General features: G+C 59.5%; 28 protein-coding genes. 25 read left to right on the forward strand and 3 right to left on the reverse strand.

Going from position 1 to position 26,240, the window contains the following annotated elements; genetic code table 11:
- Positions 1-4: 4 nt before the first annotated feature.
- The 15 genes from cheD to motD all read left to right on the forward strand — a co-directional run bounded on the left by cheD (position 5) and on the right by motD (position 15,351).
- Complete coding sequence (gene cheD, locus L0962_RS04685) at positions 5-607, forward strand: chemoreceptor glutamine deamidase CheD (RefSeq protein ID WP_234084721.1); 603 nt, start codon at positions 5-7, stop codon at positions 605-607.
- 39 nt (positions 608-646) lie between these two features.
- A complete protein-coding gene (locus L0962_RS04690) occupies positions 647-1,717 on the forward strand; it encodes a chemotaxis response regulator protein-glutamate methylesterase (RefSeq protein WP_234084723.1) in 1,071 nt (356 codons plus the stop codon).
- A 67-nt stretch (positions 1,718-1,784) separates the two neighbouring features.
- On the forward strand, positions 1,785-2,090 hold the full coding sequence (locus L0962_RS04695) for an STAS domain-containing protein (protein ID WP_234084725.1): 306 nt from the start codon (positions 1,785-1,787) through the stop codon (positions 2,088-2,090).
- 112 nt (positions 2,091-2,202) lie between these two features.
- Positions 2,203-3,174 (forward strand): chemotaxis protein, encoded by a 972-nt coding sequence (locus tag L0962_RS04700; protein WP_234084729.1) that lies wholly within the window; start codon positions 2,203-2,205, stop codon positions 3,172-3,174.
- A 16-nt stretch (positions 3,175-3,190) separates the two neighbouring features.
- Complete coding sequence (locus L0962_RS04705; RefSeq protein ID WP_234084730.1) at positions 3,191-4,129, forward strand: chemotaxis protein; 939 nt, start codon at positions 3,191-3,193, stop codon at positions 4,127-4,129.
- Positions 4,130-4,150: 21 nt separating this feature from the next.
- Positions 4,151-4,546 carry a chemotaxis response regulator CheY gene (gene cheY / locus L0962_RS04710; protein WP_234084734.1) on the forward strand — a complete coding sequence of 132 codons (396 nt, stop codon included), beginning with the start codon at positions 4,151-4,153 and terminating at the stop codon, positions 4,544-4,546.
- Positions 4,547-4,556: 10 nt separating this feature from the next.
- Positions 4,557-5,393: a protein phosphatase CheZ gene (cheZ, locus tag L0962_RS04715; RefSeq protein ID WP_234084736.1), complete on the forward strand. Its 837-nt coding sequence runs from the start codon at positions 4,557-4,559 to the stop codon at positions 5,391-5,393.
- Between the two features lie 11 nt (positions 5,394-5,404).
- Entirely contained in the window at positions 5,405-7,300 is a 1,896-nt protein-coding gene (locus L0962_RS04720; RefSeq protein ID WP_234084738.1) for a chemotaxis protein CheA, read from the forward strand.
- A 187-nt stretch (positions 7,301-7,487) separates the two neighbouring features.
- Positions 7,488-8,621, forward strand: coding sequence for a flagellar biosynthesis protein FlhB (flhB, locus tag L0962_RS04725; RefSeq protein WP_234084740.1), 1,134 nt, complete (start codon positions 7,488-7,490; stop codon positions 8,619-8,621).
- Complete coding sequence (flhA, locus tag L0962_RS04730) at positions 8,621-10,705, forward strand: flagellar biosynthesis protein FlhA (RefSeq protein WP_234084743.1); 2,085 nt, start codon at positions 8,621-8,623, stop codon at positions 10,703-10,705. The genes flhB and flhA overlap by 1 nt, the downstream gene beginning before the upstream one ends.
- Positions 10,702-12,180 (forward strand): flagellar biosynthesis protein FlhF, encoded by a 1,479-nt coding sequence (flhF, locus tag L0962_RS04735; RefSeq protein ID WP_234084745.1) that lies wholly within the window; start codon positions 10,702-10,704, stop codon positions 12,178-12,180. Before flhA ends, flhF begins: the two co-directional genes overlap by 4 nt.
- Positions 12,173-13,060 (forward strand): MinD/ParA family protein, encoded by an 888-nt coding sequence (locus L0962_RS04740; protein WP_234084747.1) that lies wholly within the window; start codon positions 12,173-12,175, stop codon positions 13,058-13,060. Before flhF ends, L0962_RS04740 begins: the two co-directional genes overlap by 8 nt.
- A complete protein-coding gene (locus L0962_RS04745) occupies positions 13,060-13,812 on the forward strand; it encodes an RNA polymerase sigma factor FliA (RefSeq protein ID WP_234084749.1) in 753 nt (250 codons plus the stop codon). The genes L0962_RS04740 and L0962_RS04745 overlap by 1 nt, the downstream gene beginning before the upstream one ends.
- Positions 13,805-14,545: a flagellar motor protein gene (locus tag L0962_RS04750; protein WP_234084751.1), complete on the forward strand. Its 741-nt coding sequence runs from the start codon at positions 13,805-13,807 to the stop codon at positions 14,543-14,545. Before L0962_RS04745 ends, L0962_RS04750 begins: the two co-directional genes overlap by 8 nt.
- On the forward strand, positions 14,545-15,351 hold the full coding sequence (gene motD / locus L0962_RS04755) for a flagellar motor protein MotD (protein ID WP_255680138.1): 807 nt from the start codon (positions 14,545-14,547) through the stop codon (positions 15,349-15,351). Before L0962_RS04750 ends, motD begins: the two co-directional genes overlap by 1 nt.
- Positions 15,352-15,366: 15 nt before the next feature.
- On the opposite strand, the gene L0962_RS04760 is transcribed toward motD, so the two are convergent.
- The 3 genes from L0962_RS04760 to flgA form a co-directional block, all read right to left on the reverse strand.
- Positions 15,367-15,831 carry a flagella synthesis protein FlgN gene (locus tag L0962_RS04760; protein WP_234084755.1) on the reverse strand — a complete coding sequence of 155 codons (465 nt, stop codon included), beginning with the start codon at positions 15,829-15,831 and terminating at the stop codon, positions 15,367-15,369.
- A complete protein-coding gene (gene flgM / locus L0962_RS04765) occupies positions 15,831-16,115 on the reverse strand; it encodes a flagellar biosynthesis anti-sigma factor FlgM (protein ID WP_234084759.1) in 285 nt (94 codons plus the stop codon). Before flgM ends, L0962_RS04760 begins: the two co-directional genes overlap by 1 nt.
- A 63-nt stretch (positions 16,116-16,178) precedes the next feature.
- Entirely contained in the window at positions 16,179-16,901 is a 723-nt protein-coding gene (gene flgA, locus L0962_RS04770) for a flagellar basal body P-ring formation chaperone FlgA (protein WP_234084761.1), read from the reverse strand.
- Positions 16,902-16,936: 35 nt separating this feature from the next.
- Here flgA and flgB point away from each other — a divergent pair, with 35 nt between their 5' ends.
- The 10 genes from flgB to flgK all read left to right on the forward strand — a co-directional run bounded on the left by flgB (position 16,937) and on the right by flgK (position 26,235).
- Positions 16,937-17,347 (forward strand): flagellar basal body rod protein FlgB, encoded by a 411-nt coding sequence (gene flgB, locus L0962_RS04775; protein ID WP_234084763.1) that lies wholly within the window; start codon positions 16,937-16,939, stop codon positions 17,345-17,347.
- Between the two features lie 12 nt (positions 17,348-17,359).
- A complete protein-coding gene (flgC, locus tag L0962_RS04780; RefSeq protein WP_234084765.1) occupies positions 17,360-17,773 on the forward strand; it encodes a flagellar basal body rod protein FlgC in 414 nt (137 codons plus the stop codon).
- 25 nt (positions 17,774-17,798) lie between these two features.
- Positions 17,799-18,482: a flagellar hook assembly protein FlgD gene (locus L0962_RS04785; RefSeq protein WP_234084767.1), complete on the forward strand. Its 684-nt coding sequence runs from the start codon at positions 17,799-17,801 to the stop codon at positions 18,480-18,482.
- Between the two features lie 12 nt (positions 18,483-18,494).
- Positions 18,495-19,841: a flagellar hook protein FlgE gene (gene flgE, locus L0962_RS04790; RefSeq protein ID WP_234084769.1), complete on the forward strand. Its 1,347-nt coding sequence runs from the start codon at positions 18,495-18,497 to the stop codon at positions 19,839-19,841.
- 19 nt (positions 19,842-19,860) lie between these two features.
- The gene (gene flgF, locus L0962_RS04795) at positions 19,861-20,604 is read left to right on the forward strand and encodes a flagellar basal-body rod protein FlgF (protein ID WP_234084771.1); all 744 of its coding nucleotides are present in this window, start codon (positions 19,861-19,863) and stop codon (positions 20,602-20,604) included.
- A 15-nt stretch (positions 20,605-20,619) separates the two neighbouring features.
- Entirely contained in the window at positions 20,620-21,402 is a 783-nt protein-coding gene (gene flgG / locus L0962_RS04800) for a flagellar basal-body rod protein FlgG (RefSeq protein ID WP_234084773.1), read from the forward strand.
- A 9-nt stretch (positions 21,403-21,411) separates the two neighbouring features.
- On the forward strand, positions 21,412-22,068 hold the full coding sequence (locus tag L0962_RS04805) for a flagellar basal body L-ring protein FlgH (RefSeq protein WP_234084775.1): 657 nt from the start codon (positions 21,412-21,414) through the stop codon (positions 22,066-22,068).
- 62 nt (positions 22,069-22,130) lie between these two features.
- Positions 22,131-23,186, forward strand: a complete 1,056-nt coding sequence (locus L0962_RS04810; protein ID WP_234085093.1) for a flagellar basal body P-ring protein FlgI — start codon at positions 22,131-22,133, stop codon at positions 23,184-23,186.
- 9 nt (positions 23,187-23,195) lie between these two features.
- A complete protein-coding gene (gene flgJ / locus L0962_RS04815; RefSeq protein WP_234084779.1) occupies positions 23,196-24,185 on the forward strand; it encodes a flagellar assembly peptidoglycan hydrolase FlgJ in 990 nt (329 codons plus the stop codon).
- 49 nt (positions 24,186-24,234) lie between these two features.
- Positions 24,235-26,235 carry a flagellar hook-associated protein FlgK gene (gene flgK / locus L0962_RS04820; protein WP_234084781.1) on the forward strand — a complete coding sequence of 667 codons (2,001 nt, stop codon included), beginning with the start codon at positions 24,235-24,237 and terminating at the stop codon, positions 26,233-26,235.
- Positions 26,236-26,240 lie beyond the last annotated feature (5 nt).

Consider the following 26,240-nt stretch of genomic DNA (forward strand, 5'->3'; position numbering starts at 1 on the left):
TGCCGTGCAACACGCCTTCGACGAGCATCTTGCGGTCAACCGCTACTACGACAGGAATTTCAAGTCCGAGGCGGCAAAGATACTGCCCGGCGAGTATTTCGTCGCCGGTGCCGGCATGTTGCTGGTGACCGTGCTCGGTTCCTGCGTGGCAGCCTGCATTCGCGATGTCGAAGCCGGTATCGGCGGCATGAACCATTTCATGCTGCCGGACGATGGCGGGCGCGATTCGGTGAGCAGTTCGGCGCGTTACGGGACCTATGCGATGGAAGTGCTGATCAACCATCTGCTCAAGCTCGGCGCCCGGCGCAATCGTCTGGAAGCCAAGGTTTTTGGCGGTGGAGCTGTGCTCTCCAGTCTGTCGAGCAGCAATGTCGGCGTGCGCAACGCCGAGTTCGTGCTGAATTATCTGAAAACGGAGAAGATTCCTGTCGTGGCAAAGGATTTGCTGGATTCGTACCCGCGCAAAGTCTACTATTTTCCGAACAGTGGGCGGGTGCTGGTGAAGAAGCTGCACCGCGTTCACAACGAAACGCTGTTCAGCCGCGAACGCGATTACAAGGCGCGCCTGTCCGGGCCGGTGGCGGGCGATGTCGAACTGTTCATCTGAGTGTCGAACGATGTTTTTCTCTGATTCCTGGGGCCGTTCATGAAAACGCGGGTGCTGGTTGTCGACGACTCCGCATTGATGCGCAGTCTGCTCACCGAAATGATCAACAACACCCCTGACCTGACGGTGGTGGCGTCGGCGCCGGATGCGCCGACGGCGCGCGAAATGATCAAGCTGCACAATCCGGACGTCCTGACGCTGGACGTGCAAATGCCGAAAATGGATGGCCTGGCCTTCCTGGAGCGGCTGATGCGCCTGCGGCCGATGCCGGTGGTCATGGTTTCGGCGTTTACCGGTGCCGCTTCGGAAACGACGCTCAAGGCGCTGGAGCTCGGCGCCATCGATTTCATCGGCAAGCCTCGTCTCGATCCCGCCCACAGCATGGAGCAGTATGCCGAGGAGCTGGCCGAGAAAATCCGTGCTGCCCGCGGTGCTCGTCTGCGCGCAACCCCTACCCGTCCGGCAGCGGTTTCCTCTCCTGTGCCCTCTGCCGTGTCGCAACCTCATTCTTCCCGTATCGGCACGTCTGGCATGACAACTTCCGGAAAAATCATCTTTCTCGGTGCGTCGACCGGGGGAACCGAGGCCATCAAGGAGTTCCTGCAAGGCATTCCAGCCGACTGCCCGCCAATATTGATCGTCCAGCACATGCCTGAATCGTTTACGGCATCCTTTGCCCGCCGTCTTGATACGCTGTGTCAGCCGCGGGTGCTGGAAGCGCAAGGCAACGAGAAGGTCGAGTCGGGGACCGTGTATATCGCGCCGGGCCATTCTCATCTGGCGATTCGCCGGGCGGCTAGCGGATATGTCACGGAGTTGTCCGCCGCGCCACCGGTGAACCGGCATCGGCCATCGGTGGACGTGCTGTTCGACTCGGCCGCTCAACTGGTCGGACGTCAGGCCATCGGCGTGCTGTTGACCGGCATGGGCAAGGACGGTGCCCAGGGCCTGCTGCGCATGCGCCAGGCCGGTGCCCGTACTTTCGGCCAGGATGAGGCGAGTTGCGTGGTATATGGGATGCCGCGCGAGGCGTTCCTGATCGGTGCGGTCGAAGAACAATATCCGCTGGATGAAATGGCGCGTCGCGTGTTGTCCGCAGTTGCCCGGTAAGCAAGGCTTGTCGGGATCGGGCAAAGGTTTAAACTAATCCTGATTTTGCTATTTTCTGGGGAAGTGCATGCAAGCGGTGGTTTCGAAAAGTGCAGGCAAAGCCGACATCGTTTTGAACGGGCGATTCGATTTCAACACGCACAGGGATTTTCGGTCGGCCTATGAGCCCTTGATCGGCGACGACGAAGTGCGGGCCGTCAGCGTCGATTTTGCTGCCGTGGATTACCTCGACAGTTCGGCGCTCGGCATGCTGTTGATGTTGCGCGACAAGTTGGGCGGGGTGGGAAAGGAGATCACGTTGACCGGGGTACAGGGCAACGTGAAACAGGTGCTTGATATTGCCAATTTTGGTAAACTATTCCAAATTTATTAAATTTCGGTTGCCTGGTCCATGTGCTGATGCACCGAGGTTTGGTTGCTGCTCAGGCATGTGCTAGCGTTGCTAAGGGTCAATGACCGGTGTTGGTGTCGCGCGGGAGTGAGAAATGTCGGAATTACTGAAGAATATTGATGCCAGGACCAAGTTGGCGGGAACCAATAAACTGGAAATCCTGCTGTTCTTTCTCGGTGTGGATCAGCGAACCGGGCGCCGTGAGACGTACGGGATCAACGTGTTCAAGGTCCGCGAAGTGATGCGGACTCCGCCGATCACCGCGGCACCGGACATGCCGCCGTCGGTCGAGGGCATGGTCAGCTTGCGCGGCGCCTTGGTGCCGGTCATCGATCTTGCCAAGTATTCCGGCATCAGTGCCGATACGCCTCGTGAAATCATGATCGTCACCGAGTACAACGGCCACACGCAGGGGTTCCTGGTGGAAGGCGTGGATACCATCTTGCGCCTCGACTGGAGCAAGATGCGCGTGCCGCCCGAGATGCTGACGGCGCAAACCGGTGGTCTGGTCACGGCGGTCACCGAACTGGAGGACAACCGTCTGGTCATGATGATGGACGTGGAAAAGGTTCTGGCCGAAACGACAGAAATCGACAACGACATCATGTTCCGCAGCGTGGTTGCGGTCGACCGGCCGGACATGACAGTTTTCTACTGTGACGATTCGAGCGTAGCTCGCAAGCAGATCGAGCGCACCCTGCAGACGATGGGGGTGAAAGGCGTCAGCGCGGTTAACGGGCGGCAGATGTGGGACGAGATGGAAAAAGTCGCGCAGTATGCCCAATCCGTCGGGAAACCGCCGTCGGCTGTTATCAACCTGATACTGACTGACATCGAAATGCCGGAAATGGATGGCTACATCCTGACCAAGAAGGTCAAGTCCGATCCGCGGTTTTCGGGCATTCCCGTGGTCATGCATTCGTCGTTGTCGGGAATGTCGAACCAGAAGCTTGGCTTGTCGGTCGGTGTCGACGAATATGTGCCGAAATTCGAACCACAGCGCCTCTCCGAAACCCTGGCGCGCCGCCTCGGCCTGATTGCCGAGGGCGAATTGGTCAAGGCCTGATCACGAGGGGGCAGACATGAATCTGATCGAAAACAAGAACCTGCTGGACAGTGTCGATGCCAGAACCCGTCTGGCGGGCTCCAATAAAATGGAGATTCTGCTGTTCACGCTCGGAACGCGGGAGATTTTCGGTATCAACGTGTTCAAGGTTCGCGAAGTCGGGCGGACGCCGCACATTACCAAGGCGCCGAATATGCCGCGTGGCGTCGAAGGGCTGATTTCGCTGCGCGGTAATGTGATTCCCGTGTTGTCGCTGGCGCCTTTCCTGCAGTTGGAGGGCGCGCCGAAGGAGCGTGGCGCGACCATGATGGTTGCCGAGTATTCGAAGCGCACGCTGGGCTTCCTGGTGCATGACGTCGATCGGATCATCCGGGTCGACTGGGAGCGGGTCAAGGCGCCGGAAAGTGTTCTGACCACCAATCATGGGTTGATTACCGCCGTGATCGAATTGGAAAGCGGCGGGCTGGTGTCGATTCTGGATGTGGAGCAGATTCTGGCCAATGCGTTCGGCGAGGCGATGATCATCGACATTCCGCCGGCCAGGGTCGACCCTGAGACCAGTGTGTTTTTCGTGGACGACTCGATTGTCGCGCGCCGCAAGATTTCCGAGGTGCTCGATAAACTCGGGGTCCGTCACAAGCATGCGACCAATGGTCTGGAAGCGTGGACGCGTCTGCAGGGCATCGCCGCGCATGCCATACAGAGCGGCAAGAACATTCGCGAAGAAATCCGCCTGATTCTGGTGGATGCCGAAATGCCCGAGATGGATGGCTATGTGCTGACCAAGAACATCAAGTCCGATCCCCGTTTCGAAGGGGTGCCGGTGGTCATGCATTCCTCGCTGTCGTCGGAGGCCAATCGAGCGATGGGCAAATCCGTCGGGGTGGATGCCTATGTAGCGAAATTTGATGCGGAAGCATTGGCCGATACCTTGCGGCCGTTGATCGAACGATAAAAATACATTCTGGAGTGCTTCATGGCTGGTGATCCGAAAACACGCTTTCTGGTTGTCGACGACTTTTCGACGATGCGCCGCATCGTTCGCAATTTGCTCAAGGAGCTCGGGTTTACAAACGTGGACGAAGCCGAGGATGGCGCCATTGCCTTGCAGAAACTGCAGGGTGGCGGCTTCGAGTTCGTCGTGACCGACTGGAACATGCCGAATATGGATGGTTTGACGCTGTTGCAGACGATCCGTGCGACGCCGACGCTGAAGCACTTGCCAGTCCTGATGATCACTGCTGAAGCGAAGAAGGAAAATATCATCGCAGCCGCTCAGGCCGGGGCCAGCGGCTACATCGTCAAGCCTTTCACCGCCGGCACGCTCTCCGAAAAACTGAACAAGATTTTCGAGAAGCTCGGGCAGGCTTGAGGAGGCGGGGATGTCAGCGACTAACGATTCTTCTGAACTGGAAGCCCTCTTCGATTCGATTGCTTCCGATTACCAGGTTGTCCCCGCTCCGGCGCCGGTTGTTCCACCAGTTGTGGTGGATACCGATGGGGACAGCGATGGGCTGCAGGCATTGTTCGATAGCGTGGCTGCCGAAACCGCGGCTCAGACCGTAGCAGCAGGCGGTGCAGAAATTGCTGCTGCTGGCGATGAGTGGCCAAAGCAGGAAGCCGTTTTCAACAAGATCGGTCACATGGCCCGGGTATTGCACGATACGCTGGGCCAGTTGGGCTACGACAAGCTCATCGAAAAAGCGGTGAGCAGCCTGCCCGATGCCAAGGACCGGTTGGCCTATGTCGCCAATCTGACCGAACAGGCGGCTTGTCGGGTACTCAATGCGACGGATATTGCCAATCCGCTGGTTGAAGATATGTCCAGCCGGTCGAAAGCGCTGGGCAGCGATTGGGACAAGGCCTTCGCCAATCAGTTGAGCACCGAGCAGTTTCGTCAGTTGGCCGTCGATACCCGGGTTTTCCTCAATCAGCAATTGCCGGAAAAGACACAGGCAACCCACGCGCAGTTGACCGAGATCATGATGGCCCAGGACTTTCAGGATCTGACCGGACAGGTGATTAAGAAGATCGTGGTGTTGGCTCAGGAACTGGAAAGCAGTTTGATGAGTCTGCTGCTCGAAGTGGTGCCGGAAACGAAGCGTACGGAAGAGTTGAACAGTTTGATGAACGGTCCCGTCGTCAACGCTGAAGGGCGTGCCGATGTCGTGGTCAATCAGGAGCAGGTGGATGACCTGCTCGATAGCCTCGGTTTCTGAGGGAGGTCGAAATGAGCGATTTCGCCGGAATGGAAGATCTCCTGCAGGATTTTCTGCAGGAAGCACATGATCTATTGTCCGATGTGGACAACAAGTTGGTCGATCTGGAAAAGACACCGGATGATCGAGGCCTGCTGAACGATATCTTCCGCGGTTTTCATACCGTCAAGGGAGGGGCGGGGTTTCTCAATGCGACCGAGTTGGTGACGCTCTGTCACCTGACCGAAAATCTGTTCGATCGCCTGCGCAACGGCGAAATGGAACTGACCCCCGAATTGATGGACGTCATCATGGCGGCGACCAAGGGGGTGCGCGACATGTTTGGCGAGCTGGGCCAGATGGTCCAGCCGCAGGCAGCCGATCCGCATGTGATTGGTGCGCTCCAGGGGGCTTTGCGCGGCGAATTGCCAGGTGCCGTTGCCGGTGTGGCAAATGAATCGCCTGCAGCGGCTCCTGCTGCAGCGAATGCGGTGCCTGGCGAGCCCGATTGGGCGGCCATGCATGCCGCCGTTTCCGGGCAGGCTGCCGAGGGTGAGTTGATGCCAAAGGCGGCACCTGTTGCCAAGGCTGAAAGTGCAGCGCATGCGGTGGTCGCGCCGGTGCCAGCCAAGGAGGCTCCGTCGCCCTTCGGACGGCGGGCAACCGACCGGCCGGCCGGTCAGCCGACGGCAACGCGTCGGGCCGATGAAAGGGCCAGGGAAAACACCATCCGCGTGGATACCTCCCGCCTTGACCAGGTGCTCAACCTTTCCGGCGAAATCGGGCTGACCAAGAATCGTCTGACCAGCTTGCGTGCCGATATCCTGGCCGGCAAGAACGATGCGGAAACCCTGCATGCGCTTGACCAGGCGGTCAGTCAGCTGGATTTGCTGGTGTCGGATCTGCAGAACTCGGTGATGAAAACGCGGATGCAGCCGATTGGCCGGCTGTTCCAGAAGTATCCCCGGATTGCCCGGGATCTGGCGCGTCAGCTTGGCAAGGATGTCGAGTTGGTGCTCGCCGGTGAGGAAACCGAAGTCGATAAGACGATGATCGAGGATCTGGCGGATCCGTTGATCCACCTGATCCGCAATGCCGTCGACCACGGGGTGGAAATGCCCGAGGAGCGGGCTGCCTCGGGCAAGTCGGCGAAGAGTCTGGTGCGCCTCGAGGCTCGCCAGGAAGGTGATCACATCGTGCTGATCATCGCCGACGACGGGCGCGGCATGAGTGCCGAGCGGATTCGCGCGAAAGCCGTGGACAAGGGATTGATCAGTGAAGAAGAGGCAAACACGCTCGATGAGCGGCAGAGCCTCAACCTGATCTTCCTGCCGGGCTTTTCGACCAAGACGCAGATTTCCGACGTATCCGGTCGTGGTGTCGGGATGGACGTGGTCAAGACCAACATCCAGAAACTCAACGGTTCGGTAGAGATTCGCTCCGAGCCGGGCAAGGGGTCGGTTTTCATCATTTCGCTGCCGTTGACCCTGGCCATCCTGCCAGTCCTGCTGGTGCTGCTTGGCGATCAGCCCTTTGCATTGCCGTTGTCGCTGGTGCGGGAGATCCTGCCGATCGATCAGCAACGCATCCAGGAAGTGGGCGGCAAGGAAACGCTGGTGGTGCGTGGCGAGGTCCTGCCGGTGGTCTCGCTGGCACGCTTGCTCGGCTGGCCGCTGGAGCGTCCGCCCGAGTACGGTGTCTTCATGCAGACTGCCGAGCGCAGTTTCATTCTTGGGGTTGATAGTTTTGCCGGGCGCGACGATGCGGTGATCAAATCCCTTGAGGATTTCCGCCCGAAGGGGGTTGCCGGGGTAACCACGCTGTCGAACGGTCAGATCGTGCTGATTCTGGACATGAAGGAACTGCTGGCCGACCTCGGTCAGCATGCCGAGGCTGGAAACGCCTTGCGCGCGCTCGATTTCGTCTGACGCCAGAATATTTCCTTGCCGGTCAACGGCTTAAGAGGGGGCTTTGCCCCCTCTTTGCTTTTATGCGGTTTACCTGTGTGTCATCGTCTTATGCGGTCTACCTAGAAACGATGTAAAAAAAGCACGCTACCTATTTAATTTTCTTGGTTTTTTTCTATAATAGCCACAACCAACACCGACAATGGCCATGGCGGAAGAAAGCGACCTCGAGAAAACAGAAGAGCCTACAGGCAGGCGAATCGAGCAAGCCCGCGAAAAGGGTCAGGTCCCCCATTCCCGTGAATTGGGGACTTTTCTCATTCTGGTGGTGGCGGCGATGACGCTCTGGTTGATGGGTGGCTGGTTCATGGCCCGTACGCTGGATTTGACGCGCCGGGCCTTTACCGTCGAGCCGCGCTATTTTCTTGAGCCCGGCATGATGCTGCCGCGTCTGGCGGAAATTTCCGGCGATGCATTGCTGCTGTTCTCGCCTTTGCTGGGGCTGCTCATCTTGGCGGCCTTGATGCCCCCGTTCTTCCTCAATGCCTGGGTGTTCGCGCCCAATGCGCTGGTTCCCGATCTGAAGCGCCTCAATCCGATGACCGGTCTGGGGCGGATGGTTTCCTGGTCGAGTCTGATGGAGCTTGGCAAGGCGGTGCTCAAAGCCACCCTGGTCGGTGGCGTTGCCGTCTTGCTGATCTGGAAGGAGCGGGATGAGATTTTCGGCTTGCTGGCCGAGCCGCTGGAGAGCGGTTTGGCGCACGCCGGCGAAATGATCGTCTTTTCCTTCCTGATGCTGGTATTGACTCTGCTGTTGGTCGTTGCCGCCGACGTGCCTTTCCAGATTTGGCAGTACTACGACAAGCTGAAGATGACCAAGGAAGAGGTCAAGCAGGAAATGAAGGAAATGATGGGCGACCCGCACGTCAAGGGGCGGATTCGCAGCCTGCAGATGCAGGCTGCCCGGCGCCGGATGATGCAGGCAGTGCCGCAGGCGGATGTAATCGTCACCAATCCGACGCACTATTCCGTTGCCCTGATTTACAAGGCGGGCATGGTTGCGCCGAAAGTCGTGGCCAAGGGCGTCGGCGAAGTGGCGATGAAAATTCGGGAAATTGCTGCCGAGCATGCAGTGCCGACGCTCGAAGCACCGCCGCTGGCTCGGGCTTTGTACAAACACGCAGACCTGGATGCCGAGATTCCGGGCGGGCTGTATAACGCCGTTGCCGAGGTGCTGGCGTATATCTATCAGTTGGCACGCTGGCGCGAAACCGGCGGTAACTATCCGATGCCGCCGCGTAGCTTGCCGGTGCCGCCCGAACTTGTGCCGGAGCCTGCCTGATGGCGACCCGGGCCCTTCGCCTGCAAGCCTTGTTCGGCCGCCTGGCGCCCTCGCAACTGGCAGCGCCGGTGCTGATCATGCTCATCCTCTCGATGATGGTCCTGCCGCTGCCGGCCTTCGTGCTCGATGTGCTGTTCACGTTCAACATCGCGATTTCCGTTCTGGTTCTGCTGGTTGCGGTCAACACCCAAAAAACACTGGATTTCTCGGTTTTCCCGACGGTCCTGCTGGTGACCACGCTGCTCCGTCTGTCGCTCAACGTGGCGTCGACGCGAGTCGTGATGATCGACGGTCATACCGGACCGGATGCGGCCGGCAAGGTGATCGAGGCTTTCGGCCATTTCCTGGTCGGCGGCAATTTTGCGGTCGGCATCATCGTCTTCATGATTCTGGTGGTCATCAACTTCGTCGTGATCACCAAGGGTGCCGGACGAGTGGCCGAGGTTTCCGCACGTTTCACCCTCGATGCGATGCCGGGCAAGCAGATGGCTATCGATGCCGACCTGAATGCAGGGTTGATCGGCGAAGAAGAGGCGCGCAAACGGCGTACCGACATCGCACGCGAATCCGAGTTTTACGGGTCGATGGACGGTGCTTCGAAATTTGTTCGAGGCGATGCGGTGGCCGGCATCGTGATCATGCTGCTGAACGTCGTCGGCGGCCTGATCATCGGCATGGCGCAGCATGACATGCCGCTGGCTCAGGCCGCCAAGGTCTATACCCTGCTGACCATCGGCGATGGCCTGGTAGCACAGATTCCCGGGCTGATCATTTCAATTGCCGCCGGTCTGGTGGTTACGCGCGTTTCCGACGAGCGCAATATCGGCCAGCAGTTCATGGTCCAGATTTTCAACAACCCGCGGGCGATTGCGATTACCGCGGCGATCATCGGCATCCTTGGCATGATTCCGGGGATGCCGAATCTGGTTTTCCTGCTGCTCGCGGGTTCCCTATCCTGGTTTGCCTGGAGGATGTCCAAGCGGCAGCGGCAGATCGTCGATACCCCGGTCAAGGTTGCGCCGCCGCCGGTTCAGGAAGCGGTCGAGGCGAGTTGGAACGATGTTGCGCCGCTCGATGTACTGGGGCTGGAGGTAGGCTATCGCCTGATTCCGCTGGTCGACAAGTCCCAGGATGGCGAATTGCTGCGCCGTATTCGCGGGATACGGAAAAAATTTGCCCAGGAGGTCGGATTCCTGGTTTCCCCGGTGCATATCCGCGACAACCTCGAACTGAAACCCAATGCTTATCGGATTCTGCTCAAGGGGGTCGAGGTCGGTGCCGGGGATGCCTTTGCCGGGCAGTATCTGGCGATCAACCCAGGGCGGGTGGCCGGTACGCTGAGTGGAACGGCGACCACTGATCCGGCGTTCGGATTGCCGGCGATCTGGATCGATGCCTCGCTGCGTGACCAGGCACAGGCCTATGGTTATACGGTGGTCGACTCCTCCACTGTTATTGCGACACACCTGAATCACCTGATCCTGACGCATGCCGGCGAATTGCTGGGACGTCAGGAGGTTCAGCAACTGCTGGATCATTTGGCCAAGGAAATGCCGAAGCTGGTCGAGGATCTGGTCCCCAAGGTACTGCCGCTGGGTATCCTGCAAAAAGTGTTGCAAGGCCTGTTGGACGAAGGGGTGCATATCCGCGACATGCGCACCATCATCGAATGCGTCGCCGATCACGCGACCCGGACGCAAAATGCCGACGAATTGGTAACCCAGGTGCGGGTCGCGCTCGGTCGGGCCATCGTTCAGCAGTTGTTCCCGGGTAATGGGGAGATGCAGGTTGCATCGCTTGATCCCACACTGGAGCGCCTGTTGGCCCAGGCGTTGGCTGGCGGAAGCGAGAATACGAGCTTCGAGCCCGGCCTCGCCGATACCCTGGTGCGCGAGACTGCCGCCGCAGCTCAGCGCCAGGAATCGCTGGGGTTGCCGGCGGTGCTGCTGGTTCCGGCGAATCTCCGCCTGTTGTTGTCCCGTTTCCTGCGCCGAACTGTTCCTCAGTTGAAGGTGTTGTCACATAACGAAGTGCCCGAAAGTCGAATCATCAAGGTGACCTCGATCATCGGAGGTAGAACATGAACGTCAGAAAATTCATTGCCGCCAGCGCCCGAGATGCCTTGAAAAAAGTCAAGGAGACGCTTGGTAACGACGCCATCATCCTGTCCAACCGGGGCGTACCGGGAGGGGTGGAAATCATGGCCGTCGCCGCTCGCGACATGGCGATGATCGTACCGACGCCAGCTGTGGATGTGTCTCCTCAAGTGGTTGCGCCGCGACCGGCGGCCGCGGCACCGGATGACGATGATTACCGGGTGCTGCTCAGTTCCGCCCGGGCCAGAGTCAGCGGGGCTGGAACGCCGGTTCAGCGCGTGCCGGAGTACACCAAACCGGTATTCCCGAAAGTCGGGGGGGGCTCTCCGGCCGGCTCCGCTGTTTCCCCGCAACGTTCCAGCGGTGCGACGGTGAATGCCGGGATTCCACGAACCGGCGCGTTGCGCAATCCCGAAATGCAACGCCCGCAACCGTCGACCGCAGCGCCGGCTGGAAACCCCCAGGCTGCGGCTCGCAGTCAGGCGACCGCACCGAAGCGCTCGGAAGCCGAAGTCGTGCCGCAAGCGGTGATGGATGAAATCCGCTCCTTGCGCCGTATTGTCGAGCAGCATCTGGCAGGCTTTGCCTGGGGCGAAGCTGCGCGCAGCGAGCCGGCCAAGACCGAAGTGCTGCGTCAGATGCTGGATTCCGGATTTTCCCCTCAGCTGACCCGCGATCTGCTGGCCGATCTTCCGTCCGAAATGGATGCCTCGCAGGGACTGGCCTGGGTCAAGGGGGCGGCGGATCGTTGTCTGCTGACGGTGGGTTCGGAAGAGGATATCGTCGATCGCGGTGGGGTTTATGCACTGGTCGGGCCGACCGGCGTTGGCAAGACCACGACTACCGCCAAGTTGGCCGCCCGTTGCGTGTTGCGCCACGGGCCCAGCAAGGTCGCGCTGGTCACCACCGATGGTTATCGTATCGGTGCGCACGAGCAGTTGCGCATCTATGGTCGGATCCTCGGCGTTGCCGTTTATCTGGTCAAGGATGCGCTGGAACTCAGGCAAACGCTGGCCGAGTTGCAGCACAAGCACATGGTGTTGGTCGACACGATGGGGATGAGTCAGAAGGACAAGCTTGTGCCGGAGTTGAACGATATGCTGGCTGGCTGTGACATCCGACGCCTGTTGCTGCTCTCGTCGACCTCGCGGGGCGATACGCTGGATGACGTGGTTCGCGCTTATGCAGGCGACAACCTTTCCGGTTGCATCCTGACCAAGATCGATGAAGCGGCCAGCCTGGCAACGGCGCTCGACGTCATCATGCGGCATGGCCTGCGATTGCATTACGTGTCGAACGGCCAGCGGGTGCCGGAAGACTTGCATCTGCCGAATCGCGGCTACCTGCTGCATCGCGCCTTCAAGGATGTGCCGGAAAGCTCGCCGCACAAATACGATGGCGTCGAGCCGGCACTGATGATGGCCAATGCCGGCATGCATGGGTTGGGGGGGCGTCGTGGCTGATTTCCGGGTTGACCAGGCGGCCGGCCTGCGTCGCCTGCTGGGAGGTGGTGGCTTGCAGGTGGTGACCTTCGTTGCCGGCTGCGAAGGCGTGGGCCGTAGCGTATCCGTCGCCAATCTGGGCGTCGCATTGGCACGCCTGGGGCGTGAAGTCCTGATCATCGACGAACATGTGCCGGGTGACGACATTGCTTCGGCTTTCGGCTTGCTGACACCAGGGGATCTGCTGAACGTCGTGCAGCGGGAAAGGACGCTGGCCGATGTGCTGCTTCGGCCGATGCATGGCCTGTCGATCATGCCGGCGGCAAAGGCGGCGAGGAAACTGGGGCGCCTGTCGCTGGGGCAGCAACAGACCTTGCTCGATGCGATGAGCGGTCTGCCGCGGCCCTTCGATGTGATCCTGGTCGATGCCAGCATGACCCATCCCGGCGGGTTTTCACCTTTCGGTCTGGTGTCACAGGAGACAGTGGTCGTGTTGTCAGGTAACAGCGCATCAATTACCGAGGCCTACGCGCTGATCAAAAAGGTCAGCCACGCCTTTTCGCGTCGCCATTTCCGGATTCTGGTCAACAAGGTCAGAACCCAGGTGGACGCCCGATCGATATTCGAGAACATTGCGCAGGTGGCGACGCAACGCGGTGTGGCGACACTGGATTACGCGGGGGCGATCCCTTTTGACGAGGCTCTCCGGGTCTCCAGCCAGCTTTGCCGCCCTGTCTTGATGCAGGCTCCAGATTCGGCGTCGGCCATCGCCTTCCGCGATCTTGCTGCCGACATGCAGTATTGGCAGCAGTCTCATGGGGATCGTGGAGGCGTCGAACAATTCCTGCAGCAACTGCTACACTTGAGCCAACGCATAACACCCAATCTGATCAGGGCTTGATGTATACCGCTGCAGGGCAGCCGAACCGGGAGGAGTTGGTCCAGCGCTACGTGCCGCTGGTGAAGCGCATCGCCTATCACCTGATGGCGAGGCTGCCTGCCAATGTCCAATTCGAGGATCTTGTCCAGAACGGCATGTTGGGTTTGCTGGATGCGATAGATCGTTTCGAGGAGGGTTTTGGTGCCCAGTTCGAAACCTATGCGACACAACGGGTACGGGGAGCCATGCTGGATGGCCTGCGCGAGAACGATTGGCTGCCTCGCAGCATGCGGCGGGAACTGCGGCGCATCGAACAGGCGATCAATCAACTTGAGCATGCCCACGGCCGGGCTCCGTCGGAGCAGGAACTTGCCGACACCCTCGGTATGTCTCTCGGGGATTACCAGAAAATTCTGCAGGAAGCGCGCGGTCACCAACTGGTGTACTACGAGGATTTCAATGGTGAAGGGGATGAGGATTTTCTTGAGCGCCATTTCACCGATACGACGGCCGATCCGGCGGGCATTCTCGAAGACAAGGATATTCGTCAGCATCTAGTCGACGCCATCGGACGTCTGCCGGAGCGCGAAAAACTGATGATGGCCCTGTATTACGAACAGGATCTGAATCTCCGGGAGATCGGTGAGGTGATGGGCGTGACCGAGTCGCGCGTTTGTCAGCTGCACTCACAGGCAATCGTCCGGTTGCGCAGCCAGATTCTGGGTGACGTGAAGTCCGTCAGCAAGCGCCGCAAGGAGACCGTCCGTGGATAAGATCAGCATTGCCGGTCTGGCCATCGGGCTCATTGCTATCCTCGGTGGTCAGATGCTGGAGGGCGGTCATATCAGCTCCCTGGCGCAACCGACAGCGTTCCTGATCGTGGTCGGGGGGACGCTGGGCGCCGTCTTGCTACAGAGCCCCTTACATCTCTTCAAGCGTGGCATCGCGATGGCCAAGTGGGTCTGGAAGCCCCCGGTCATCGATCAGAAACGGAGTATTGACCAGATTCTCAACTGGAGTCAGTTGTCGCGCCGCGAAGGGCTGCTGGCGCTCGAGAACTTCATTCCGGGTCTGAAGGATGAATTCACCCGCAAGGGCTTGCAACTGCTGGTCGACGGTGCCGATCCCGAGCGAATCCGGGAACTGCTGGAAGTCGATATCGATACCTTCGAGGAAGAGGCGAAGCAGTCAGCTCGTGTCTGGGAGGCTGCCGGAGGGTATTCGCCGACGATCGGTATCCTGGGGGCGGTGATGGGCCTGATCCATGTCATGGAAAATCTGTCGGATCCAACCAAGCTGGGTGCCGGGATCGCCGTTGCTTTCGTGGCGACGATCTATGGCGTCGGACTGGCCAATCTCGTCTACCTGCCGATTGCCGGAAAGCTCAAATACTATATTTCTCGAATGGTGTCGGCGCGCGAGATGTTGATCGATGGCCTGGTCGGGATTGCCGTCGGAGATAATCCGAGGATCATCGAAAGTCGCCTGAAGGGGTATCTGCGCTAATGGCTCGGCGACGGCGGGCCAAGGTGGAAGAGCACGAGAACCACGAGCGCTGGCTGGTCTCGTACGCCGATTTCATTACCCTGCTGTTCGCCTTCTTTGTCGTGATGTATGCGATTTCTTCGGTCAACGAAGGAAAATACAAGGTTTTGTCGAACTCGCTGGTCAATGCGTTCAAAAACGTGACCGGAGAGGTGGGCGGCCAACCCATCGCGATCCTGCAGGGGGCGCCCCTCCTGCCGCCGAAACCGGTAGCCAAGCCCGACCGGCTGCCTGAACAGCAAAAACCGGATACCTTGCGTGCGGAGCAACGTCAGAAAATGCGCAATGTCGCCGACGAGATCATGCAGGCACTGCAGCCGCTGGTCGCGCAGGGCAAGGTTCGGCTGCTGGAAACGAGCCGGGGGGTCACGATCGAGATCAACGACAGCATTCTGTTTGCCCTTGGTCAGGCAAATCTTCAACCGCAATCGGCGAGTGCCCTGCAGGCCGTGGCTTCGGTACTGGCAGGGTCCGATTTTCCGATCACCATTGAAGGTCATACCGACAATGTGCCGATTTCAACCCCGCAATTTCCCTCCAATTGGGAGCTGTCGGCGTTGCGTGCGACTACCGTGCTGCGTCTATTCAATGATGCCGGCGTGGATGCAGCCAGGCTGACAGCGATCGGCTATGGCGATACGCGACCGGTGGAAACGAATACGACGACGGAGGGACGGGCACGAAATCGCCGGGTCAGCATCCTGATCGATTCGAACCGGCCCGAAGAGCCGACCGAGCTGAAACCACAGACCGCCACCGGCAACTGAGCGCACCTCCTGCGGTCAGGCAGAGTCCGAAATGCGCTTGCCGCTGCCGCTGGCCGATTGGCCATCGCTACCGTACAGCGAATCGTCGTTTTGCCGATGGGTCAGTATGTCGAGTGCCTCACGGGTCTTGCCGAGTTGCAGGACGATCAGTTGTCCATTGACCTCGTGCAGGTGGCGTGCGGCCAGGGATTTCTCGATGACAGACTGCCAGAGCGTTTCGGCATTCTTGTCAGGTTGACCGCGAAACCACGCAGCCATCGTTTCGCGTGCGTTCTTGTCCGATGCGCTGGCACCAACGACTTGCCGCCGTTGCTCCTCCAGCGCTTCCAGTGCTTTCATGCAGGCTATTTTCTGTTCGCTGATTGGCGGCAGGAGTTCCGTACTGCCAGCGGCCAGGGCCTGGTTTTCCTTTTCGAGAACGTGCTGAAGCTGATCGAGTCCGGCAAGCTCGTGCTGAAGCAGTTGTCGTAGCCGACTCATCAGGCTTGGCGCTGTTGCTTGTCGGCCAGTGAGCGTGCGGTTTCGATCAGTCCGTCGGCGATGGCTTCGGGGTTGATCTTGAAGCGCCCTTGGGCAATGGCATCCTTGATTTCCTGAATGCGGGCCGCGTTGACCGGCGGCTTGTCGTTGCCTTGAATGGCGTTGGCCAGGCTACTCAGGCTGACGGCTTCGGCAGATTTTGCCGGCGTCTCAGCGGATTTTGCCGCCGATTGTCCGGTCGACCGCAGCAGTGGCGCGGAAAAGGTCGAACTGTCGATTTTCATGATGACTCTCGCAAAGCTTTATGTGTTAGACGGTATTACGGCCGCTCAAGGTCAAACTTTAGCCTAATTTGGCAACTCGATGGTGCCATCAGCACGCACCGTGCCACGAATGCTTTGCCCGTTTGTCAGGCGTACCTGAACCAGGTCCCCGATTGCGCCATTGCCGATGGCGATTCCTTCGGCGCTGACCGAAAACCCCGTGCCCTGAGATATCACCTTGACGGTTTGTCCCTGGCGAACCGCGTAAGGCGCCTTGAGCTGATCCTTGCGCAAGGCCTGGCCGGCGCCCAACGAGTTTTTCAGCAATTTCCCGATGGCTTCGGCGGGTTGCTGGATCGTGCCGGCGGGGAGCGTAGCCAGGTCGCCGCTGGCCAGCGATAGATCGGCGCCTTGCAAGGTCTCTCCTGCAACCAGCGCGCGGGCGGTGATCACGTAATCTCCCTGAACCGAGATACGAACCGGGACCAAAATTTTCCAGGGATGAGGACCAAGGCAGCGTATGCCGATGTGGCTGCGTCCCAACAGCCGGGCGCCGGGCGGCGTGTAGCCTTCCAAGGCCTGGCAGGGGGGGAGGCGGCTGGCATCCAGCGGTCCTGCCTTCACGCTGACCTGGCCGGTACTTCCGTGGCTGGCCTGTGTCTGTGCGTAGTGTTCGGCCAGCGCAAGAATCGCCTGGCCGTCATCGGCAGAGGCTGAAAAAACGAGAAAAAACAGGCAGGAAGCAAGGCGGCGCATCGTTGGCATTTTGCCCGAATCGTCCGTAACGAAGAAATGGCTTTCTGGCATGAAGTCTGCTTTTGTTTGGGCACAAGGAGCAAACGATGAGTGATATTGCCAGCCACGTATCCGTTTACAGCAAGGCGCTCGATCTGCGGTCGCAGCGCCAGCAGATTCTGGCATCGAATATCGCGAATGCCGACACGCCGCACTACAAGGCACGCGATTTCGATTTCCGGAACGCCATGGAAAACGCCATGCAGGGCCGCGCCGAATCCGGCGGGCTGACGCTTGCCAGAACATCGGGTCGCCATCTCGAAGGAAATGGCGGGAATGGCTTTGCCGAGTTGAAGTATCGCACGGAGACGCAGTCGGCAGTCGACGGGAATACCGTGGATATGGATGTCGAACGCGCGCAGATTGCCGAAAACTCCTTGCAGTACCAAGTGCTTACCCAGTTGATCGGCGACAAGTTCAAGGGGCTGCGCACGGCGATGAGCGGCACGCAAGGTTAAGGAGACGCAACGATGAGTCTGTTCAACGTTTTCAAGGTGTCGTCCAGTGCGATGACCGCTCAATCGATGCGGCTTAATACCGTGGCCTCCAATCTGGCCAACGCCGACAGTATTGTCTCTTCGGACGGCAAGCCCTACCGAGCCAAACAGGTGGTGTTCGAGGCAACGCCGATGGGCAGCGGTGGCGAGATGTCGAAGGGGGTTCGTGTACGTCAGATCGTCGAATCCGCGGCGCCGCCCCGAATGGTTTATGACCCCAGAAATCCGGCGGCCGACGACAAGGGGTATGTTTCCTATCCCAACGTCGATGTGGTCGAGGAAATGACCAACATGATCTCGGCTTCCCGGTCTTACCAGACCAACGTGGAAGTGATGAATACCGCCAAATCCCTGATGCTGCGCACCTTGCAGATTGCTCAGGGGTAATGGGAACGATTGACAGGAGAATCAAATGACGACGACGAGTTCGGCGACTTCGGGAACGAATGGCACTATTTTCGACAAGGTCGGTGGGCGTACCGATACTTCTTCGGGCAAGAGTACGGCCAGCGAACTGGAGGATCGCTTCCTGACGCTGCTGATGGCACAGGTCAGAAGCCAGGACCCCTTGAATCCGATGGACAACGCGCAGTTCACATCGCAGTTGGCGCAATTGAATACGGTCAACGGCATCGAAAAGCTGAATACCACGCTGAGCAGTTTGCTGGCCGGATACAACGAAGCTCAGGGCATGCAGGCGGCAGGCATCATCGGCAAGAATGTTATGGTTGCCGGCAATAAATTGCCGCTCGCCAATGCGCAGTCGGTTGGCGGTATCGAATTGGCGAGTGCGGCGGACACGGTAACACTGACCATCAAGGATGCTTCCGGCAAGGTCGTGCAGACCGAAAGCCTGGGTGAACGCGCAGCCGGCAGCTTCTATTTTGCCTGGGACGGCAAGGACGCCGACGGCAAGCAGCTGGCCGACGGTAACTACACCTTCTCGGTTGAGGCGCAGGCCAACGGCAAGAAGGTGGACGCGAAAGCGATGCAGATTGGCACGGTAAATGCTGTTGTTCGTAACGGAACGGGCTTCATGCTCGATCTGGGCAGCATGGGAGAAGTATCGTTCTCCAATGTGGCACGGATTATCTGAACGGAGTAGATCATGGCATTTCAACAGGCATTGAGCGGTCTGAACACCGCCGGCAAGGCGATCGACATTACCAGCAACAACATCGCCAACTCAAGCACCGTTGGCTACAAGGCTTCGGTTGCACATTTCTCGGATGTCTATGCGCGTTCCCTGAACGGCGCCGGGGCGAATCAGGTTGGCATCGGTGTCAATCTGTCCGGCGTTGCCCAGCAATACACGCAAGGCAACATCACGACGACCAACAATCCGCTCGATATCTCGATCAACGGCAACGGTTTTTTCAGGATGGACTACAACGGGGAAGTGACCTTCACCCGCAGTGGTCAGTTCCATCTCGACAAGAACGGTTTCATCGTCAACGATCAGGGCATGAAGCTGACGGGGTATCCCGCACAAGCAGGGATAATCGTCGCTTCGTCGCCTGCGCCGCTGCAAATCTCGGCTTCCGATCTGGCGCCGGTGGCAACCGGCACCAATACGGCAAGCGCTTTCCGCGGGGTGCGGGCAAACCTCAATATGGATTCCCGTGAATCGGCACCGACCATGGCCTGGAGCGGTGGTGCGGCAAGCGGCGCCTGGTCGCCGGACCCGGAGAGTTACAACTACTCGACCGCGCTGGATGTCTATGACACGCTCGGCAACGCCCATAACCTGACCTTTTACTTCAGAAAGGCCGAGGGTTCCGGCGAATGGGCTGTTTTTGCCAATGTCGACGGGACGACCAATGCGCGCGTTACCCTGACCGGGGGAACGACGGTGGATATCGAGGCCGGTGCGGGAACGACGAATGTGCCCGGGATTTCCTTCAACGAAAACGGGGCATTGGTGACAGGAAGCGGTACCTCGATCATGCATGTCAGCATCGATCTCGATGGTGTCGTGCAGGACTTGGGCAGCACCAATAATGCAGCCTCGCCGCTGGCCTTCGATCTCGATTTCGCCGGGTCCACGCAGTTTGGCAAGAATTTTGGCAACAACCGTCTTGAACAGGATGGTTACGAAGCCGGCAATCTGGTCAGCCTGTCGGTCGGTACCGATGGAACGGTGCTTGGCAACTATAGCAATGGGCAAACCTTTGCTCAGGGGCAGGTGGTGCTGGCCAATTTCACGAACCCGAACGGCTTGCGTTCGCAAGGGAACAACCAGTGGGTAGCCACTTCCGATTCCGGTCCACCACTGGTTGGCGCACCGAACAGTTCCAATCTCGGGGTGCTCGCTTCGTCCTCCATCGAAGAATCGAACGTGGATCTGACGGCCGAACTGGTCAACCTGATCACCAACCAACGTAATTATCAGGCCAATGCGCAGTCGGTGAAGACCCAGGATCAGATCATGCAGACCCTGGTCAACCTGCGCTGATCGAGACTGAGTCCCCGTCATGGATCGCCTGATCTACACCGCAATGACCGGCGCCAAGCATGTTTTCATGCAGCAGGCCGGAACGGCGAACAATCTGGCCAACGCCAGCACCATTGGTTTCAAGGCCCAGGAGCATCGCTTCCGGGCCGTGCCGGTGCAGAGCGAGGCGATGCCGACGCGCGCCTTTGTGGTCGATGCGTCGGTCAGCGACGTCTTCGACGAGGGACCGTCGATGTTCACCGGGCGGAATCTTGATGTCGCCGTTCAGGGGCGGGGCTGGATCGCGGTGCAGTTGCCGGATGGCAGCGAAGCTTACACCCGGGCCGGGAGTCTGGATGTCGACGAAACCGGACAGCTGAAGACCAAGGACGGTTACACCGTTCTGGGCGATGGCGGGCCGCTGAACATCCCGCCCGACAATCGGGTCGAGATTGCGCCGGATGGCACGGTATCGATTGTTCCGACCTTCGGGACGCCGAACAACGCCAATGCGATCGGACGGATCAAGCTGGTCAATCCGCCGGAAAATACCTTGGTGCGCGGTGGCGATGGTTTGTTCCGCCAGGCCGACGGTCAACCGGCTCCGGCAGACGAGCAAGTCCGTCTGGCCTCCGGCGTGCTCGAGGGCAGCAATGTGAACGTGACCGAATCGATGGTAAATCTGATAAGTCTGGCCCGCCAATTCGAAATGCAGATCAAGATGCTGCAGACGGCGGATCAGAATGCACAGCGCGCGGATCAGCTGCTGTCGCTGAATGCCTGATAGGAGTTTGCCGCAATGATACGTTCCCTGTGGGTCGCCCGAACCGGACTGGATGCGCAGCAGACGCAGCTCGATGTCATCTCCAACAATCTGGCGAACGTCAGCACCAACGGTTTCAAGCGTTCCCGTGCCGTATTCGCCGACCTGCTTTATCAGACGATGCGTCAGCCGGGGGCCCAGTCCTCCCAGCAAACGCAGATTCCTGCCGGCTTGCAACTGGGTACCGGGGTTCGCCCCGTATCGACCGCCCGGGTCTTTACCCAGGGTAATCTGCAGAAGACCGACAACGCGCTGGATCTGGGCATCAACGGTAACGGTTTTTTTCAGATTCTGCTGCCGGACGGGACCACCGGCTATACCCGCGACGGTTCTTTCCTGAAGGATAACCAGGGGCAGATCGTCACTTCCGATGGCTATCCCCTGCAGCCCAACATCACGATTCCGGCCGACGCGCTCACCGTGACGGTCGGTACCGATGGAACGGTCAGCATCACCCAGCCAGGGTCGGCTGCAACGACGCAGATCGGCAACATTCAGCTGGCGACCTTCATCAACCCGACGGGCTTGCAGAGCATCGGCCAGAACCTCTTCCTGGAAACCGCCGCCAGTGGCACGCCGACGCCGAATACCCCGGGCAGCAACGGTGCGGGCGTGGTTAATCAGGGGTATGTCGAAACTTCCAACGTCAATGTGGCGGAAGAACTGGTCACGATGATCCAGACCCAGCGTGCCTACGAACTGAATTCCAAGGTGATCTCGACGTCCGATGCGATGCTCGGCCGTCTGACGCAGTTGTGAGGTGAGATCATGAAGCGCCTGACAGTGATTGCAGCTTTGCTGAGTGCGGCCTGTACGACCGTGCCGCCAACCAATGTGCATCAACCGATGAGCGCCAGGCCGATGCCGCGCTACGAAGCGGCTGCCAACAACGGCTCGATCTATCAGGTTGCCAGCGCCCGTCCCTTGTTCGAGGATCGCCGGGCGCGCTTCGTCGGCGATACGTTGACGATCCGGATCACCGAGAACACTTCCGCTTCCAAGAAGGGGAACAACCAGATCAATCGCACCGGGTCGAATACGGCGTCCGTTACCGGCCTGAGCGGTCTGCCCGGCAAGGGGTTGCTCGGACTCGATCTGGGGGCGTCGAATACCTCGACCTTCAATGGCAAGGGCGAAGCTGCGAACTCGGCGGTCTTCAGCGGCAGCATGACGGTGACCGTGATCGACGTGATGCCGAACGGCAATCTTCTGGTTTCCGGCGAGAAGCAGATATCGGTGGGCAATGAGCAGGAGTTCGTCCGTGTCTCCGGTGTGGTCAACCCGGCTTTTGTCGACTTTTCCAATTCGATCGATTCGTCCAAGGTTGCCGACGCCCGTATCGAGTACAAATCCTCCGGTCAGATCGCCGACGGTCAATCAATGGGCTGGCTGGCACGTTTCTTCCTTAATGTCATGCCGTTCTAGTTAGATACGGCAGGGGAAGCAACATGAAGCACGTGACCGGCAAATGCTACCGTTGGGCGGCAATGCTTGCCGTCTGTTTGCCTGCGCTGGTGGTTCAGCCGGCGATGGCCGAGCGGATCAAGGATCTGGCTAACCTGCAGGGGGTCCGTACCAACCAGCTGATTGGTTACGGCATCGTTGTTGGTCTCGACAACACCGGCGACCAGACGACTCAGACGCCTTTCACCACCCAGGCGATGGGCAACATGCTGTCGCAGATGGGTATCAACCTGACCAGCGATCAGGCCACCAAACTGCAGTTGAAGAATGTCGCGGCGGTGATGGTCACCACCAGCCTGCCGGCGTTCGCCCAGCCGGGCCAGCCGATTGACGTGACGGTCTCCTCGATCGGCAATGCCAAGAGCCTGCGCGGCGGGACCTTGCTGCTGACGCAGTTGAAAGGTGCCGACGGCCAGGTTTATGCGATGGCACAGGGAACGGTGATGGTCGGCGGCGCCGGGGCTTCGTCCGGCAATGCCAAAGTTACGGTCAACCATCTTTCGGCAGGAAGAATTCCGGGCGGGGCGACGGTTGAGCGGGGTGTGCCGACTGCCATCGGACAGGATGGCTACGTGTATTACGAACTGGCTGTCACCGATTTTGCAACGGCCAGGAATGTCGTTGATGCAATCAATCAGGCAACTTCACCGGGTACGGCCCAGGCTCTCGATGGGCGGCGAATCGCGGTGCGCGTGCCGGACAGCCCGGACCGTCGGGTCGCCTTTCTCGGGCGCGTCGAGAATCTGGATGTCCGGCCGGCGGTCGGCCTGGCCAAGGTTGTGGTCAATCCGCGTACCGGTTCGGTGGTCATGAATCAGCGCGTGGCACTTGAGCCGTGCGCTGTGGCGCACGGTAACCTGTCGGTGGTGGTCGACGGCGGGCAGCCGCAGTTCGGCCAGGGCGCCGACATCCAGGTCAAGCAGGACAACGGCAGCATGATGAACGTCAAGGCCGGCGCCAATCTGGCGGATGTGGTCAAGGCGCTCAACGCTTTGGGCGCCAACCCGATGGACCTGCTGGCCATCCTGCAGGCCATGAAGGCGGCAGGCGCTCTGCGGGCCGAACTCGAAGTCATCTGACCAGCGCCGATGAAAATCCAGAATCAGCCCAACCGCGCAGCCTTCGATACCCAGGGCGCGCAGGATGTGCGCAGCCAGTTCCAGAAAGACCCGCAGTCCGGTCTCAAGGCCGCCGCCCAGCAATTCGAGACCATGTTCCTGCAGATGGTCCTCAAGAGCATGCGCGATACGGTGCCGTCGGATGGCCTGCTGTCCAACGATCAGACACGCTTCTACAACTCGCTGCTCGATCAGCAGATGGCCCAGAACCTGTCGACCTCCGGCCGTGGTGTCGGTTTCGCGCAGTTGATCGAACGTCAGCTTGGCGGGCAGTTTTCCGCTCAGGCAGCCAGTGGGCTTGAGCAAGTTTCTGATGCTGCTGGCAATGCGCTAGCCGATATGGCGGCAAGCCTTGCCGGCAAATCCTTGCCGGTGCCGGCCGAGAGCTTGCGTTACCGCCAGGTCGGTAGCGCCTTGCCGACATCGGCCGATTACGCTTCGGTGTCCCGGATCAGCAGCGGTGAAACTGTGCAACCGGCCGATATTCCGGCCAATGCCAAGGCGTTCGTCGATCGTGTCTGGCCCGATGCCGTGGCGGCGTCGCGGTCGACCGGCATTCCGCCGCAATTTCTGGTGGCGCATGCAGCGCTCGAAAGCGGCTGGGGCAAGAGCGAGATCCGTCGCCCGGATGGTAGCAGCAGCCACAACCTGTTCGGGGTCAAAGCCGGTCAGCGCTGGAGTGGCGACAGCGTCAACAGCAGAACGACTGAATACGTCGATGGTGCACCTCTGCAGACCACCGAGCGCTTTCGGGCTTACGGCTCCTATTCCGAAGCTTTCCAGGATTACGCCAATCTGCTGCGCAGCAGCCCCCGCTACAGCGGCGTCATCGGTTCGCAGAATGGCACGGAGTTTGCACAGAGATTGCAGCAAGCAGGCTATGCGACCGATCCGAAATACGCCGAAAAACTGGCGCGGATCATCGATGGCCCGACCTTGCGTCAGGCCCTGATCGGTTAGGGCGCTAAATATTCCGGCCGTCAGGCCGTAGACCTCATAGAGGTGAGAAATGAGCACAGGGATTATCAGTATCAGCGTTTCCGGCATCCGGGCTGCCCAGCAGGCCCTGCTGGTGACGTCGCACAACGTCACCAATGCCAGCACCGATGGGTACTCGAGGCAACGTACGATTCAGGCGACCAACATCGCCATCAACACCGGTACCGGCTCCATCGGCCAGGGTACTCATGTGGTGACGGTCGAGCGGATGTACGACAAGTATCTGTCCGGCCAGGTCAACAGCGCGCAGACGCAAGTCAGCTATCTGGACTCCCTGTACACCCAACTGAGCCAGATCGATTCCATGCTGGCCGATGCGGATGCCGGCCTGTCGCCGGCATTGCAGGGTTTCTTTTCCGGCGTGCAGCAAGTTGCCTCGAATCCTTCCCTGCTGGAAGGCCGGCAGGTGATGATTACCTCGGCACAGACCCTGGTGAGTCGCTTCCAGAATCTCGATACCCGTCTGAGCGAACTGGCATCGGAGGTTGATGGGCGGATTGTCGATACGGTAGATCAGATCAATACCTATGCGACCCAGATTGCCGACATCAACAAGCGTATCGTCACCGCGCAAGCCGGTACCGGACAGCCTGCCAATGATCTGCTTGACCAGCGCGACCAGATGATTGCGGAACTGAACAAGTACATCAAGGTAACCACCACCGCGAATTCCGATGGCGGTTATAACGTATTCATCGGTAATGGTCAGCAACTGGTCATTGGCGGGCGAGCCATGGAGATGACGGCGACCCCCTCGCGTTCGGACCCGGGCAAGGTCGCGGTCGGCCTGACGACTCAGGGCGGTGCCATCGAGTTGCCCGAGAAGCTGATTGTTGGCGGTGAACTGGGCGGACTGCTCGAATTCCGTGCCAAGTCGCTGGACACCGTGACCAATGAACTGGGCCGGATTGCGACCTCTCTGGCCTTGACCTTTAACGCGCAGTACAGCCTTGGGCAGGATTTGCTCGGCAACATCGAGGGCGATACCGGATTTGTCGGCGACTTTTTTTCGATACCCAATCCCAGGATTCTCAGCAACACGAGCAATACCGGCAGCGGCAGCCTCTCGGCAAATTTTGCAACGCCGACCGGGCCGTCGGCGCCGGATTACAGCGGAAGCCATTACACCAATCTGACCAACAGCGACTATCAGGTGGCATTTGGTGCGGGCGGTACTTATACGGTGACCCGACTGACTGACAAGACAGTGGTCGCCAGCGGTACCGGGACGGGGAGCGTGACCTTCGATGGGGTGAATCTGAATATCGCCGCGGTTGGTGCCGATGGTGACAAATTCACGCTCAAACCGGTGGCCGAGGCGGCCAGAAACATCGACATCGACAACCGGATCGCTAACGATCCCCGATTGATCAATGCGGCAGCGCCGATTCGCGCGACTCAGGCTGCGACCAACACCGGTTCGATGAAGATCTCTCAAGGGATCGTTGGCAGCGGCTATTCGGTGGCCGGCCTGCCTGCCACGCTGACAGCCAGCGCCACGAATCTCAGTGGCGTTCCCGGGACGTGGACGGCGGTCTATTCCGATGGCAGCACCGCCAGTGGGACCGGCAACGTCGCATTGACCAGCGGTAGCGCGACGCTGTCCACCATTGCCTTTGCCGGGATGTCATTTTCTGTCAGCGGCACGCCAAGTGCCGGGGATTCGTTCACCATCGAGCGTAATGGCAGCGGCGTTCAGGATGGTCGGAACGCTGTTCTGCTCGGTAAATTGCAGACAAACAATACGATGGCTGGCGGAACTGCGACTTTTCAGTCCGTCTACGCGCGGCTGGTTTCCGAAAACGGTATCCGGACGCGCTCGGCCCAGGTGCAGCTCGATGCCCAGGAAGCAATGCTCGCGCAGGCTCAGTCGACCCGGGATGCCTATTCTGCGGTTAACCTCGACGAGGAGGCCGCGAATCTCCTGAAGTTCCAGCAAGCCTATCAGGCCTCGGCCAAGGCGCTGGAAATCGGTAACAAGTTGTTCGATGCCATTCTGGGCATCTTCTAAGGAGC

The organism is Azonexus sp. R2A61, assembly GCF_021401135.1.
In the GTDB taxonomy this organism is placed as follows: Bacteria; Pseudomonadota; Gammaproteobacteria; order Burkholderiales; family Rhodocyclaceae; genus Azonexus.

Bases quoted from the DNA above. Each gene is read 5' to 3' on its own strand.
- L0962_RS04720 (WP_234084738.1), top strand. From the start codon at position 5,405: ATGAGCGATTTCGCCGGAATGGAAGATCTCCTGCAGGATTTTCTGCAG.
- L0962_RS04805 (WP_234084775.1), top strand. From the start codon at position 21,412: ATGAAGCGCCTGACAGTGATTGCAGCTTTGCTGAGTGCGGCCTGTACG.
- flgK (WP_234084781.1), top strand. From the start codon at position 24,235: ATGAGCACAGGGATTATCAGTATCAGCGTTTCCGGCATCCGGGCTGCC.
- cheZ (WP_234084736.1), top strand. From the start codon at position 4,557: ATGTCAGCGACTAACGATTCTTCTGAACTGGAAGCCCTCTTCGATTCG.
- flgE (WP_234084769.1), top strand. From the start codon at position 18,495: ATGGCATTTCAACAGGCATTGAGCGGTCTGAACACCGCCGGCAAGGCG.
- flhA (WP_234084743.1), top strand. From the start codon at position 8,621: ATGGCGACCCGGGCCCTTCGCCTGCAAGCCTTGTTCGGCCGCCTGGCG.
- flgB (WP_234084763.1), top strand. From the start codon at position 16,937: ATGAGTGATATTGCCAGCCACGTATCCGTTTACAGCAAGGCGCTCGAT.
- flgF (WP_234084771.1), top strand. From the start codon at position 19,861: ATGGATCGCCTGATCTACACCGCAATGACCGGCGCCAAGCATGTTTTC.
- L0962_RS04785 (WP_234084767.1), top strand. From the start codon at position 17,799: ATGACGACGACGAGTTCGGCGACTTCGGGAACGAATGGCACTATTTTC.
- L0962_RS04695 (WP_234084725.1), top strand. From the start codon at position 1,785: ATGCAAGCGGTGGTTTCGAAAAGTGCAGGCAAAGCCGACATCGTTTTG.
- flgJ (WP_234084779.1), top strand. From the start codon at position 23,196: ATGAAAATCCAGAATCAGCCCAACCGCGCAGCCTTCGATACCCAGGGC.
- L0962_RS04690 (WP_234084723.1), top strand. From the start codon at position 647: ATGAAAACGCGGGTGCTGGTTGTCGACGACTCCGCATTGATGCGCAGT.
- flhF (WP_234084745.1), top strand. From the start codon at position 10,702: ATGAACGTCAGAAAATTCATTGCCGCCAGCGCCCGAGATGCCTTGAAA.
- L0962_RS04760 (WP_234084755.1), bottom strand. From the start codon at position 15,831: ATGAGTCGGCTACGACAACTGCTTCAGCACGAGCTTGCCGGACTCGAT.
- L0962_RS04705 (WP_234084730.1), top strand. From the start codon at position 3,191: ATGAATCTGATCGAAAACAAGAACCTGCTGGACAGTGTCGATGCCAGA.
- flhB (WP_234084740.1), top strand. From the start codon at position 7,488: ATGGCGGAAGAAAGCGACCTCGAGAAAACAGAAGAGCCTACAGGCAGG.
- L0962_RS04700 (WP_234084729.1), top strand. From the start codon at position 2,203: ATGTCGGAATTACTGAAGAATATTGATGCCAGGACCAAGTTGGCGGGA.
- L0962_RS04745 (WP_234084749.1), top strand. From the start codon at position 13,060: ATGTATACCGCTGCAGGGCAGCCGAACCGGGAGGAGTTGGTCCAGCGC.
- motD (WP_255680138.1), top strand. From the start codon at position 14,545: ATGGCTCGGCGACGGCGGGCCAAGGTGGAAGAGCACGAGAACCACGAG.
- flgG (WP_234084773.1), top strand. From the start codon at position 20,620: ATGATACGTTCCCTGTGGGTCGCCCGAACCGGACTGGATGCGCAGCAG.
- flgC (WP_234084765.1), top strand. From the start codon at position 17,360: ATGAGTCTGTTCAACGTTTTCAAGGTGTCGTCCAGTGCGATGACCGCT.
- flgM (WP_234084759.1), bottom strand. From the start codon at position 16,115: ATGAAAATCGACAGTTCGACCTTTTCCGCGCCACTGCTGCGGTCGACC.
- cheY (WP_234084734.1), top strand. From the start codon at position 4,151: ATGGCTGGTGATCCGAAAACACGCTTTCTGGTTGTCGACGACTTTTCG.
- flgA (WP_234084761.1), bottom strand. From the start codon at position 16,901: ATGCCAGAAAGCCATTTCTTCGTTACGGACGATTCGGGCAAAATGCCA.
- L0962_RS04810 (WP_234085093.1), top strand. From the start codon at position 22,131: ATGCTTGCCGTCTGTTTGCCTGCGCTGGTGGTTCAGCCGGCGATGGCC.